This window comes from Paenibacillus enshidis (genome assembly GCF_042136365.1).
Lineage (GTDB): Bacteria > Bacillota > Bacilli > Paenibacillales > Paenibacillaceae > Paenibacillus > Paenibacillus enshidis.
Map to the genome: position 1 here is coordinate 1 of NZ_JBHHMI010000003.1, position 12807 is coordinate 12807.

At 49.1% G+C, this 12807-nt stretch carries 11 protein-coding genes and 1 pseudogene; 9 read left to right on the top strand and 3 right to left on the bottom strand.

What is annotated here, in order from left to right:
* The first annotated feature begins 486 nt into the window (after nucleotides 1–486).
* The 5 genes and pseudogenes from ACE41H_RS04460 (at nucleotide 487) to ACE41H_RS04480 (ending at nucleotide 4563) form a co-directional block, all read left to right on the top strand.
* Entirely contained in the window at nucleotides 487–1092 is a 606-nt protein-coding gene (locus ACE41H_RS04460) for a YdhK family protein (protein ID WP_375353610.1), read from the top strand.
* A gap of 153 nt (nucleotides 1093–1245) precedes the next feature.
* The gene (locus ACE41H_RS04465; RefSeq protein WP_375353611.1) at nucleotides 1246–2157 is read left to right on the top strand and encodes an ATP-binding cassette domain-containing protein; all 912 of its coding nucleotides are present in this window, start codon (nucleotides 1246–1248) and stop codon (nucleotides 2155–2157) included.
* Nucleotides 2130–2756: pseudogene (locus ACE41H_RS04470) on the top strand (ABC transporter permease); the annotation flags it as partial. The gene ACE41H_RS04465 and the pseudogene ACE41H_RS04470, both read left to right, overlap by 28 nt.
* 65 nt (nucleotides 2757–2821) lie before the next feature.
* Nucleotides 2822–3496, top strand: a complete 675-nt coding sequence (locus ACE41H_RS04475) for a response regulator transcription factor (protein WP_375353612.1) — start codon at nucleotides 2822–2824, stop codon at nucleotides 3494–3496.
* The gene (locus tag ACE41H_RS04480; protein WP_375353613.1) at nucleotides 3493–4563 is read left to right on the top strand and encodes a sensor histidine kinase; all 1071 of its coding nucleotides are present in this window, start codon (nucleotides 3493–3495) and stop codon (nucleotides 4561–4563) included. Before ACE41H_RS04475 ends, ACE41H_RS04480 begins: the two co-directional genes overlap by 4 nt.
* 79 nt (nucleotides 4564–4642) lie before the next feature.
* On the opposite strand, the gene ACE41H_RS04485 is transcribed toward ACE41H_RS04480, so the two are convergent.
* Entirely contained in the window at nucleotides 4643–4924 is a 282-nt protein-coding gene (locus ACE41H_RS04485) for an Atu4866 domain-containing protein (RefSeq protein ID WP_375353614.1), read from the bottom strand.
* 170 nt (nucleotides 4925–5094) lie between these two features.
* Here ACE41H_RS04485 and ACE41H_RS04490 point away from each other — a divergent pair, with 170 nt between their 5' ends.
* The gene (locus ACE41H_RS04490) at nucleotides 5095–6054 is read left to right on the top strand and encodes an AraC family transcriptional regulator (protein ID WP_375353615.1); all 960 of its coding nucleotides are present in this window, start codon (nucleotides 5095–5097) and stop codon (nucleotides 6052–6054) included.
* 32 nt (nucleotides 6055–6086) lie between these two features.
* Here ACE41H_RS04490 and ACE41H_RS04495 read toward each other — a convergent pair whose 3' ends face one another.
* The gene (locus ACE41H_RS04495) at nucleotides 6087–6959 is read right to left on the bottom strand and encodes an arylamine N-acetyltransferase family protein (protein WP_375353616.1); all 873 of its coding nucleotides are present in this window, start codon (nucleotides 6957–6959) and stop codon (nucleotides 6087–6089) included.
* Nucleotides 6960–7194: 235 nt separating this feature from the next.
* Here ACE41H_RS04495 and ACE41H_RS04500 point away from each other — a divergent pair, with 235 nt between their 5' ends.
* The 3 genes from ACE41H_RS04500 to ACE41H_RS04510 are packed head-to-tail and all read left to right on the top strand — an operon-like array spanning nucleotide 7195 to nucleotide 11074.
* Nucleotides 7195–8748: a spore germination protein gene (locus ACE41H_RS04500; protein WP_375354015.1), complete on the top strand. Its 1554-nt coding sequence runs from the start codon at nucleotides 7195–7197 to the stop codon at nucleotides 8746–8748.
* Nucleotides 8749–8760: 12 nt separating this feature from the next.
* Nucleotides 8761–9963, top strand: a complete 1203-nt coding sequence (locus tag ACE41H_RS04505; protein ID WP_375353617.1) for a Ger(x)C family spore germination protein — start codon at nucleotides 8761–8763, stop codon at nucleotides 9961–9963.
* 22 nt (nucleotides 9964–9985) lie between these two features.
* Nucleotides 9986–11074 carry a GerAB/ArcD/ProY family transporter gene (locus tag ACE41H_RS04510; RefSeq protein WP_375353618.1) on the top strand — a complete coding sequence of 363 codons (1089 nt, stop codon included), beginning with the start codon at nucleotides 9986–9988 and terminating at the stop codon, nucleotides 11072–11074.
* A gap of 294 nt (nucleotides 11075–11368) precedes the next feature.
* On the opposite strand, the gene ACE41H_RS04515 is transcribed toward ACE41H_RS04510, so the two are convergent.
* Nucleotides 11369–12769, bottom strand: a complete 1401-nt coding sequence (locus ACE41H_RS04515) for a family 43 glycosylhydrolase (protein WP_375353619.1) — start codon at nucleotides 12767–12769, stop codon at nucleotides 11369–11371.
* Nucleotides 12770–12807: the final 38 nt, after the last annotated feature.

Consider the following 12807-nt stretch of genomic DNA (forward strand, 5'->3'; position numbering starts at 1 on the left):
CACCCCCGCATTCTGATCAAAAGGGATAATGGTGCAAGGCTGTATGGAGAGGCACCAAGCACCAAGCACCAAGCACCGGGCACCAGACACCACACACCAGGCACCACACCCAATAGACACCACCCAATAGACACCAATCTCACTCGGGCTACTAGACTCTGAGGGGGGAGAATCCCCTTCTTGCAAGAAAGCTAGCAAAAAGCGGTCTGCTTTGATTCAGCGTCAACTCCAGCAGTGGATCTCCGTTTTGCCCAGTTAAATCAAGGCCTGTTTGCCGATTTCATGCTGCGAAAGTTGAGATTTTAACAAGCGCGCCATCAGCCGCTGCGGACTGTAAAAGTTTCTCCGTTCTTCATCGTGAGTGATTTCGCCTCAATTTGCCCCATAGAGTGCCCTCCAATAAAATTTGTATCTTCACAAATTCTTCACTGGTTTTGGTTAAAATTTAATCAAACGGAAAAAAACTTAAACAAGGAGTGAAGTTGAATGTACATGAATAAGAAAAGTTATATAACTATCCTGCTTGCTACGGCAATGCTTGGATTAAGCGCATGCGGGAACAGTGCGGCCGACAATGCCTCGGGCAGCAACGCAGCAAATACATCTTCTCAGCAGGGAGAAACGAATCAATCCGGCATGAAAATGGATCACTCCGAGATGAACCACTCCGGCAGCGGTGAAGTTCCGGCAGGGCTCAAAGAAGCACAAAACCCGCGCTTTCCAGTGGGAAGCCAGGCTGTGATTCACGCGGACCATATGCCAGGCATGAACGGTGCGAAAGCCACCATCGTCGGAGCATATGATACAATAGCCTATACTGTCTCTTATACACCGACCACAGGCGGGGAGAGAGTCACTGATCATAAATGGATCATTCATGAAGAGATTGAGAATGCTCAAGCTGAAGCTTATGAGCCGGGTGCGGAAGTTACCATTACGGCCGATCATATGGAAGGCATGAAGGGCGCAGCCGCTACCATCGAATCCGCCGAGCCGACGACAGTGTACATGGTGGATTATATTTCAACGACCGATGGACAAAGGGTAACCAATCACCAATGGGTGACGGAAAGCGAGCTTTCAGCCAAATAAATACACAGAACGCGGCAGGATACCATCCCCCTTGAGCAGATTGAACGAGTAAGAAAGGCTTATCGGCAAAACCGATAAGCCTTTTCTGCGTTTGTTCATATTCAGTTCATAATTGTCAGTTACCCTCTCTATATAAATCGTTGTAGGGAGGAAATGAGAGTGGAACACGAAGACTGGGCAATTGAAGCACGGGGACTCGTTAAAACATTTGGCGATAAGCGAGCGGTGGATGGTGTCGATTTGAAGGTGCGTGCGGGTTCGATTTATGGTGTGCTTGGCCCTAACGGAGCAGGCAAGACGACCACCATCCGCATGCTGTCAACGTTATTGCGACCCGATGGGGGAGAAGCGCGTATATTCGGGCATGATGTAGCAAAAGAACCGCAGATGGTGCGCCAATTGATCGGGGTGACTGGCCAGTACGCGTCGGTTGACGAGTCGCTCAGCGCTACTGAAAATCTGATCATCTTTTCGCGGTTGCTCGGGCTGGGGCGCGCCGAAGCCCGGCAAAAGGCGGCTGAGCTGCTGGAGGAATTCGGTTTGACCGAAGCGGCCAAACGGCCCTTGAAGCATTTCTCCGGCGGCATGCGCCGCCGACTTGATTTGGCCGCAAGTCTCATTGCAAGGCCGCCGCTCATTTTCCTGGATGAGCCGACAACAGGACTGGACCCGCGCACGCGGGCACAGATGTGGGACACCATTCGCCGCCTGGTCAAGACAGGGTCTACCGTACTGCTGACAACCCAGTACCTGGATGAGGCGGATCAGCTGGCAGACCGCATCGCGGTTATCGATCATGGCCGGGTGGTGGCCGAAGGCACGGTCGATGAACTAAAATCGGCTGTGGGGGCATCCACTTTGCAGCTTAGAGTGCAAAATCAGCAGGACACGGAAAAGGCAGTAGGTATCGTGGAACAGGTGCTTACAGTCAAGTCCAACGTGTCGGCCGAGGCAGGAAAGATTATTTCTCCGATGGCCAATGCCGACCGGGTGGCAGACCTGCTTATCGAGCTGCGCACGGCAGGGATTGGCCTGGCGGTGGCGCTATCTCAGGAGATGTATTGAATTATTTGCCGGTCATTATTCCCGGTGTTCTCGTACAGACCGTGATCTCGTCTTCCGTCGTAACAGGCGTCCAGCTGCGTGAGGATATGGACAAGGGCGTGTTTGACCGTTTTAAGTCGTTGCCGATCGCGCGCATTGCCCCTTTGGCCGGAGCTCTGCTGGCTGACAGCGTCCGCTATACCATAGCGACTGTACTTACCTTTGCGATGGGGTATATTATGGGATATCGGCCAGAGGGAGGACTGGGCAGTATCGTCATTGCGGCGATCCTGGTCATCGCATGCGCCTGGGCTATTAGCTGGATCTTTGCCTTTTTTGGTGTGATTGCACGCACGGCTTCAAGTGTATCGGGCATATCGATGATTGTTCTTTTCCCGCTCACCTTTGCCTCCAACGCTTTTGTGCCTGTGGACACGATGCCTGGCTGGCTGCAGTGGTTTGTGAACATCAACCCGATTTCGCATTTAGTCAATGCCGTTCGGCAATTGGCGAATACGGGAACGATTGGCGGGGACCTGGCCATTTCTCTGCTTGGTGCCGCCGTCATTGTGGCGGTCTTCGCCCCGCTTACGGTGCGTGCTTATATGCGTAAAGCTTAGGATTTTGACTATTTTGGATTGATGGTGAAGGAACCATTGACAGGGCAGCTTAGAGGGGGATTGGAATGACACGGATATTGGTCGTCGATGATGATCCGCACATTCGTGAATTGGTCGGACATTTTTTGAGACTGGAAGGCCTCAATGTATCGGAGGCCGTAGATGGTCTGGATGCACTGCGCATTCTTGACGAAATCAAGGTTGATCTGGTTGTGCTTGATATTATGATGCCGGGCATGGACGGCTGGGAGCTGTGCCGCGAGCTGCGCGAGCGGACAGATCTGCCGCTGCTTATGCTTACGGCCAAGAGCGAGACGTCACAGATCGTGAAAGGTTTCGCGCTCGGAACGGATGACTATCTTGTCAAGCCGTTTGATCCCTTGGTGCTCGTCGCCCGCGTGAAGGCTTTATTGAAACGCTATCGTATTATGTCTTCCCAATCAGTGACGATCGCAGACCTTGTGCTGCGCAGCGATACATTCGAGTGTCGGGCTGGCGAGCAGGAGATTACGCTGCCGCGCAAGGAATTCGAGCTGCTTTTCAAGCTGGCCAGCTATCCTGGCAAGACCTTCACCCGCGAGCAGCTGATCGAGCAGATATGGGGTTATGATTATGAAGGCGACGAAAGAACGGTTGATGTGCACATCAAACGCCTCCGGGAACGGTTCCCGGAGGCAAGCCACTCCTTCCGGATCAGCACGATCCGGGGATTGGGCTACCGGCTTGAGGTGCAGCAATGAGGCGGGAACCGGGGTTTCTTGATGTCCTTGGGCGTACGGTGATGTTGTTATGCGCACTATATTTTAGCTGGGGCACCGCATTCTATATTACGAAGGCGATCTATGCGCGAATAGCGTGGGCTCCCCATGGACTGATCGATTTTTTTATTAATACAACTCTTGGTTTTGTCTTCTTCTTTATCATTGGCGTGATTGTAGTACGGTTATCCAAGGATAGAAATCAACACGTTTTTATGGAAATGATCGATGCGTTAAAACGCATTTCGCAAGGCGACTTCCACGTGAATCTGGATTGGGGCTTTGGCGACAGGAAGGAGAGACAGGGAAGGCCGCATCCGTATGCTCAACTGGCGAACAGCATTAATGATATGGCGGCAAACCTGAAAGCCATGGAAGAGCTGCGGGAGGAATTCATTTCTAACGTATCTCATGAAATCGGCTCGCCGCTGACCTCGATCATCGGATTTGCCAAGGCGCTCAAGGATGACCATCTGGATCGTGAGCAGCGGGATCGGTATTTGACGATCATCGAGACGGAGTGTACACGACTGTCCAAGCTAAGCGAGAATCTGATGAAGCTGGCGGTTCTGGATTCAGAGCGGCACCCGTTTCACCCATCTCCTTATCGGCTGGATAAGCAATTAATATCGCTTATTCTCGCCTGCGAGCCGCAATGGGAGGCCAAAAACATCGAGATGACCGTGGAGGCGGATGAGGTCGAGGTCAACGCGGACGAGGATCAGATGAGCCAGGTGTGGATGAATCTGCTTCACAATGCCATCAAATTTACGCCGGATAGTGGAAGGATCTCGGTTTCCCTTTCGCATAATGGCGAGGAGGCCGTAGTCCGCATCGCCGATACGGGGCCAGGCATCGATGAGTTGGATCAGCAGCGCATTTTCGAACGCTTTTATAAAGCGGACAAATCACGGATACGAACGGCGGGAGGCAGCGGCTTGGGACTTTCCATTGCACATAAAATTATTGAGATGCACCGGGGCACGATCTCTGTGAATAGCAGGCCGGGAGCAGGAGCGGTCTTTACAGTACAGCTGCCGTTGAACTGAATCGGATAGCCGAAAAGGCAGCAGCGACTACTGACTAAACCTTAGTCAACAGATCGCTGCTGCTTCTATCCATATATTCTCAATCTCGCTTGTTTTCCCGATACAAAATCATACCGGCATGATAGAGAATTCCGTCTCGAAACTCTCCGTCAGCGGTAAAGCCTGTATCATCGACATAATCGATATGGTTGCCCGTAATTGTATAACTGCCTGTGTAAGCACTTTTTCGGTTGCCGCGCGCCTCGTCATATCGTCCGTTCGGCAAAAGCTCATGGCGAATATATCCGTCTGCCGTTACCCACATCCCTACATACGGGTTGTTGTTCTCGGAGTTCATATTGTTCTCGGCGTGGATCTTCATAAGCGATCTTCTCCTTTGTGATATGTTGTCATTTACAGCCGTTATGGATATTATGGAGCATATGAGAAAATGACCGATAGAAGATTCATGGCAAAAGATTGCTCATTCCTCTCAAGCAACTAAACGAAACCGAATGAAAAGGTTATAATTACTGTAGCAAGTGTTCTGAGATGGAGGGTGGGGAAAACGTGGCGGAAACAACAAACCTTATACAAAAACAAAAAGAGCTCGCGGAGCTTATTGACCGGTTCTCACAAGGGGAAGGGGCTCACGCAACGGACATACCGTCCTTATACTGCATACGCGGTTCGAAGGTCACCGAGCCGATCTACATCGTTCACGAACCTGCTTTATGCATCATCGCCCAGGGAAAAAAAGAGGTCATGCTGGCAGAGGAGAGATATCAATACGGACCTGCGGATTATCTTGTGGTTTCCGTCGATTTGCCGGTATCGGGGCAGGTTATTGAAGCTTCATCCGAGGTGCCGTATTTGTGCTTCAGGCTTAATTTTAAACCTGCTCAAATTGTAGAGCTTCTGGAGGAAGCCGAGCTTCGCGCGGTTCAACCAGGGGATTCCAGGCGCGGGCTGTTTATCAGCGAAACCAGCTCTTCTCTGCTGGATGCGGTTATAAGACTGGTCCGGTTACTGGAAACACCTGAGGATATTAAAGCTTTAGCGCCGATGTACACCCGTGAAATCCTGTACAGGATTTTGAAAGGACAACAGGGGGTCATGCTGAAGCAGATTGCGGTGGAGGGAAGCAGCGCTTACCGGGTCAAGAATGTTATCGAGCAAATCAAGGAGAATTATGCTCAGCCGCTGCGGATCGAGGAGCTGGCCGAGCTGGCTAATATGAGCCCTTCGTCGTTGCATAGACACTTTAAAGAAGTTACAGCGATGAGCCCTCTGCAATATCAGAAAAGAATCAGATTGCAGGAAGCGCGGCGTTTGCTGTTAGCTGAAACTGCCGATGCGGCGGAAGCCGCTTTTCAGGTAGGCTATGACAGCCCGTCCCACTTCAGCCGTGAGTATGCCAAGATGTTCGGCCTGCCGCCAATCGCCGATATGAAGCGCCTGCGTGATGCTGTCACAGGAGAACAGCTTCATGGCTCTTTCGAGGCATTGTAGGTTTCGAAAGAAGTACCTCGGTGCAGTGAACCTTATTGGACAGCCTCTTCCTGAGCTTTTTTCCACTGCTCATGCAAGTGCCACACCCGTTTCCACAATTCATCCCTTTCTATTGGGCCATAATTCACCAGCTTCTCATGGAATATATCTCCCAATACCTCAAGCCACATCGATTTCGTTAAAATTTCTGTTTTCTCGATATGGTCCCCTTCCCTCTTTTTCCAAATGCATCCTCTCAGTTCATTGCTCCCTTCAGCGTGCCTGCTGCGAACGAGAAATAAATTAATCCAGGGGGAGTCCGGAGACAAGCTGTAGATTTCGTGGTTTGGTATAAACTCCTCGATCGTTTGCAGGCTTTCCCGTTCGTAATCCACACCGACAGATGAACCTAAAGGGTCGTGGACCATTCTCCACCCATTGGGGTCAATGGCGGAAGGGGTGACCTGGTATTGAAAAGGGCCCTGTGTATAAGAACCGGCGCGAATAGGAAGCGGTCCATATGGCATATCCCCAAGTCCCACGTCTGCAATCCAGATTTCCTCATCCTGCCGTTCATTTAATAAGGCTACTGTCAGACCAAGATGGAAGCCATTGATTCTCGGCTCCTGGCCGTGCGGCTGCACGCCTGCTCTATGCCAGGAAACCTGATAGCCAAGGGCCCGAAGAAGCTCGCCAAAAGCCCCGTTCAGATGAAAGCAGTAGCCGCTTCTATCATTGATCATGAGTTGTATGGAAGAATGAAGATCAATCGGTGCCGGGTTGCCGGATACGATATCGATCGTTTGCCAGGTGATATTTTCCACATGCGCTTGCTGCAATTTACACAGGTAAGAGAGAGTAGGCGGCTCTATTTCAGTGATGCCAAGTCTTTTTAAATAGGCTTGGGTTTCTTCCGGTTTTAACATCTGGTGTTCCCCCTTTTCATCATGCTCTTTGTCCGGATGCTATTCTATCCTGCTCGTGATCATATTAAACTGAACTCGTACTAAAAACCATTGATTTTTGTTCCATCTGTACCGGTACAGAAATGGTATTCTTGAACATGTATAAAAGTGGCACAAAGGAAGCAACTTACTTGTTATCTAGAATTGAAGGAAAAGGAGTCGTGATTTTGTGACAGATCAAACTCACAACAATCAGATGCGGAATTCCTGTGAAAATCAAAACAGCCGCCACTCCAAAGAATTAACTTCTTCACTTGAGCAGACTGTTTTGGTTTTGCAGCAAAAGATGGGGAAGAGCACAGACTTTATCATTCGGGAATTGAGCGCTCCTTTGTCATCTTCACCTAGCATTGCCGTCAGCTATATCGCTGGTCTTGTTGATCAGCAATTGTTGACAAAGCTCATGGAAGCTCTGGCACTTCAAGTAAGCGAAGGTGTGCCTTCAGTTCATATAGAAGCATGGTTAGGCACTCAGCTGCCAGTAGGAAGCTTGAAATCCATCTATTCAGAAGACGGTATGATCAGCTCTATTCTGGATGGAGAAACCATTATTATTGTTAACGGTTCAAACCGGGTTTTCGCTGTGGCCATTTCCGGCGGGGCCAAACGGGCCATTGAAGAGCCTACTTCCCAGACGGTGATCCGGGGACCAAAAGAAGGTTTTACGGAGGACATCGCCACCAATATCGCACTGCTGCGCCGGAGAATAAAATCACCTGATTTGTGTATTGAGTCACTCCGGATCGGCAAGTATACGCAAACGAAAGTTTACGTATCCTACATTCAGGGAATTGCTGATCCGGAAGTGGTAGCAGAAATCATGAAACGGCTGAATTCTATTGAGATTGACAGTGTTTTGGAAAGCGGTTATATCGAGGAATTTATCCAGGATGGGGGCATAGGCTGTTTTCCGACGATCTACAATACAGAACGGCCGGATTCCGTAGCCGGAGGATTGCTTGAAGGGGTTGTGGCTATATTTGTGGATGGAACTCCCTTTGTACTGCTGGCACCTGCGACATTCTTCAGATTCTTTACTTCAAGTGAAGACTACTATGAGCGATATGATCTATCCTCATTTTTGCGAATCATACGGCTTGCTTCATTTGCAGTCTCATTATTTCTGCCCGCTCTATATATCGCCACCACCACTTTTCAGCAGGAGATGCTGCCTACCACGCTGCTCATTTCATTGGCTGCCCAACGAGAAAACATCCCTCTCCCGGCGTTATTGGAGGCTCTGATTATGGAGTTGACATTCGAGGTCATACGTGAAGCGGGTATTCGCATGCCACGGGCCATCGGTCCTGCCATTTCTATTGTTGGAGCGCTGGTGCTTGGTCAAGCTGCTGTTCAAGCAGGGCTCGTGTCAGCGGCTATGGTTATCGTTGTATCTTTCACAGCCATTTCTAATTTTGTAATACCTTCCATTACGATGGCGGGCGTAGTGAGACTCCTCCGGTTTGTGCTTATGATCCTGGCGGGAAGTTTTGGAATGTATGGAATTCTGGTCGGCTTTGTGCCTATCTTATTCCGCATTGTCTCCGCTCAATCGTTTGGGGTTCCTTATTTTATGACCATTACCCCGATCAATAAAACGAATTTGAAAGACCTGGTGATTCGTGCACCGTGGTGGTTAATGAAAACACGTCCCAAGCTCATTGGGGATAACAACAGGCACCGGCAACCCGTCAAATCCAAACCCTACGCACAGCAAGCGATGGAGCATAAGCGTGACCCTTTGGAATAAGGAGTAATACCTATGCGAACAGTCAAATTTGTAACTACGCTTGTAATCATCATGCTTTTGTCCGGCTGCTGGAACCGCATAGAACTGAATGAACTGTGGGTTACTGTAGCTACCGGGTTAGACTACCGGGACGGCCAATGGGAGATCTCTTATCAATTCATCGTCCCCTCTGCCATGGCGAGTGGTACAGGCGGTGGCATGGGAAATGCTGCTCAGGCGGCTTCACATGTGCATACGGTAAGAGCAAAAACGATACATCAGGGATTAAATATAAGCAACCTGGAGACTTCGCGCCGTATTTATGTTGCGCACAACCGGGTCATCTTCATCGGAAAAAAAGCGGCAGAGAAGGGACTGAATCAACTCATTGATTATTATTACCGAAACAGCGAAGCAAGGGAAACGGTTCTGATGCTGTTCACAGAGGGGCGTGCTTCAGAAATATTAAAAAAGCTTGCTCCACCGGAAAAGCTGGCAGGGGCTGCTTATGCCGAGCTTATCAATAATGAGAACAAACGGGTCTCGATCTTCCCCTCCACCTCTGTGTATGATTTTTCACTCAGTTTGCATTCGGATGGCAAAGGAGTCGGTATGCCCGTAGCTGCTCTAATAGGTGAAAAGAGCGAAAAAAATCAAAAGGAGCTGGAGTCGCTGGATGCAGCCAAGAAAACTTCGACAGCGTTGAAAGTTGCATTGTCTAAACTGGCGGTGTTTCAAGAAGGGCGTTTTATCGGCTTTCTTAATCGTAAGGAAAGTCAGGGGCTTTCGTGGATCACCGACAAAATACAAAGTACGGAAATATCTTTTCCATGTGAGGATGAACATAAGAAAACACAGCTATCTACGTTGAGGATCAACCGTTCACATACTAAATTGATCCCAAGATATACCGGGTACCATTACACGATGCAGGTCAAGGTCAAGGTGGACGGGAGTTTGGTCGAAAGCGGTTGTAAAAAGGACCTGTCTAAACCTGAAGAAATTGAAAAGCTGGAAGAACAAATTGAAAAAGAGATTGAAAAAATCATTGAGGAGGGCTGGAAAGGAACTCAGAAGCTTGGTGTAGATGCAGTAGGCTTTGGTGATATCATACACAGAAAATTCCCGGAGAATTGGAAAAGCATGAAGCACAATTGGCCAGCTGAATTCAGAAAAATGGACATTGAGGTGCAAGTTGAAGCATTAATACGCCTTCCGGGATTGCTGCAAAAATAGTTCTTCGGAGGAGTCAAACAGAATGAAAAAAGCGACAACAGGATTGTCCCAACTTGCGTTTACATTGGCGGCATTTGAGATTGGCAGCACTACACTATTTTTGCTCGGAGCTAAAGCAAAACAGGATGCATGGTTAGCTATGCTTATAGGAGCTGCCGGTGGTTTCCTATTGCTTTTGTTGTACTTGGGGATCGTTCGCCTGGATTCCCAAAACGATTTGTTTGAATTGTGCAAGAAATATATGGGGAAATGGCTTGGCAGTGTCGTCGCCCTTGCTTTTGTTTTCTATTTTACATATGAAGCTTCCCGCAATTTGCGCGATATTGGTGATTTGGCTACCTTGACATTGCTGAATCAAACCCCTGAAGCCTTTGTAACTTTGTTAGCCCTGTTGGTCATGGCCGATAGTATTCACCTAGGTCCCAGAGCGTGGTTTCTGGCGGTTACGGTCCTTTTTTATTTGATCGTGCTCGGTTATGTCATGCTGCTCTTCATCATTTCATTCACAGGACTTGCTCACCTGCAATTTATGCTCCCCGTTCTGGAAAATGGTTTGAAGCCGGTGTGGGAGGCCGCAATTCCGGAAATTATTTCGTTTCCGTTTGGGCAAACCGTGTTATTTCTGGTTTTTTTTAAATGGGTTTCCCAACCCAGGAAACTGAACAGAAGCGTCATGTTTACCTACTGGCTGACTGCCATCTTTTTGACTGGGGTCAATCAATTATGCATCCTCGTTTTAGGTCCCGATCTTGCCTCAAACACGGTCTATCCGTTATTTGAAGTTACCCAACTGACCAAGGTGGAGAAGATTATTGAAAGAGCTGATCCGCTGTTTGTCATGATTTTATTTCTGGGAATAGGGATCAAATCTTCAGCCTTTTTTATAGGTGCTGTTATAGGAATGTCCAGAATTACTTTAATCAAGTACAAAGTATGGGTCATCGTTGTCGGTGCAGCCATATATTTGTTGACTTTTCTGTCGCCAACATTTACGGGGTTTCTTTGGATCGGCCTGCATGTTGCTCTGGAAAAAATTTGGCCGATATTTCAAATCGCCCTGCCGCTTTTGCTTTTCTTTACTCTGTTAATCCGTAAGAACAAACGGGCTTGAGAAATTCAAAAAATAATACCAGGGTCTATTAACAGCATTTTTACATTAGGCAGTGAAGCACTGTAAATGTATCTGTTGCCTCTCCATACAGCTTTGCACGATTATCCCTTTTGTTCAGAGGGCAGGGCTTAAAGAAAAAACGAGGCAGTTCAAATAGGATGTTTGACTTGTTTTCTGTTTTTCTATACCTGATCAAGCGGGATAATCGTGCAAAGCTTCAGAGCATACCAAAGGGGGAGCCCAGGTCAATAGACCTTTTAAGGCAACCCCTAATTATGTCATTGATGGAGGATGTCAGTTGGCGGGAAACACATCGATCAGATCAATCTCCCCGTATCCATTGCCTTTTGTAAATCGGACTATGTTTACTCCTGCCTGCAGGTGGACACGTTTGGTGGAGAGACCCCAGTTTTCCCAGCCTTTGTTGGTAATATAGAAGGGAGCGGGCTCCGCTCCGTTCACACTGATCATCAGGGTGGACCAGGCAAGATCCGTCGTTCCATTTGCCGTGCGGGCGGATAAAATATACTCTCCAGCGGAAGCAATGTCGATGCTGTATTCCACAAAGCTGTCTGCCGTATCAATATGGCCTGCCTTCATACCGCCCGAGCCGTTCGGACTCCCCGATGCGTAAGCCACGCCGCCAAACTGTCCTTCTTCTCCTTCAATCCGGATGCGCTCAGGCTCTCCGGAAGGAACGGGGATTTTGCTGTTCGGAGCCAGCGGGCTGCCCAAATTCGGCGTATTGTCGGCATTCCATGTAAATGGCTGCATGCGGATTTCCCGGTTCCAGCCTGACTGGTTATTTTTCGCGTTATGATACACGATCCAGTCCTCGGTGCCGTCCGGAGAGGTTGTAAAGGAGGCGTGGCCGGGCCCGTAGATTCCATTCGCTGATTTGAATATAGGTTCGCTGCGTTTATGCCAGGAAGAGCTTTGCAGCAGATCGGCATTGATATCTGCCGTGATCAGGCCAAGACAGTAATCATTGGTCCAGCTGCCGCTTGCGGAATAAATCAGGTTGATGACATTGCCGCGAATCACCACCTGCGGCCCTTCATTGACATGGGGGTTATGATTGGTCTCCCACGCATACTCCGGAGTTGAAATTTCCACACGGTCGGAGACGATCGTCCACGGATTGCTCATCCGCGCAATATACAGCTTTTGACTGACATTTTCATCACCTTCCCAGCCCGACCAAATGAAATAAAGCTGGTTGCCCACCTGCAGGACTGTGCCGTCAATCGCCCATTTATTGGTGTTGTCCTTTACTTGTCCCCGGTCTTGCCAGGTTCCCTGCAGCGGGTTCTGGGACTTGTTCTCCAGGACATACATGCGGTGGTTGGCGTTGTCCCCGTCATCCTTGGCGTAGTAGATATACCAGGCACCGTTCAGGTAATGAATTTCCGGAGCCCAAATATTTTTCCCTCCTGTTTCAACGCTTACGGATTCACCCGCATCCAGCCCGGATAATGTGCGTGATTTCCAGATCGTGACGTTGTTGCCGGTCGTTTTGGTAAAGTAGTAGTACCCGTCCGTATGCTTGTACGCCCATGGGTCGGCCCCGTCCTGAATCACCACGTTGTAAAAATCCTGCTGGATGGATGCCGCACCCGCATTTCCAGCCAGCCCCCAACTTAATAGCAGCATCAGCAGCAATCCTACGGTCCATTTTGATTTCTGTTTACGCATGGCATTCACTCCTTACTTGGAATATGAAGCGTTTACAA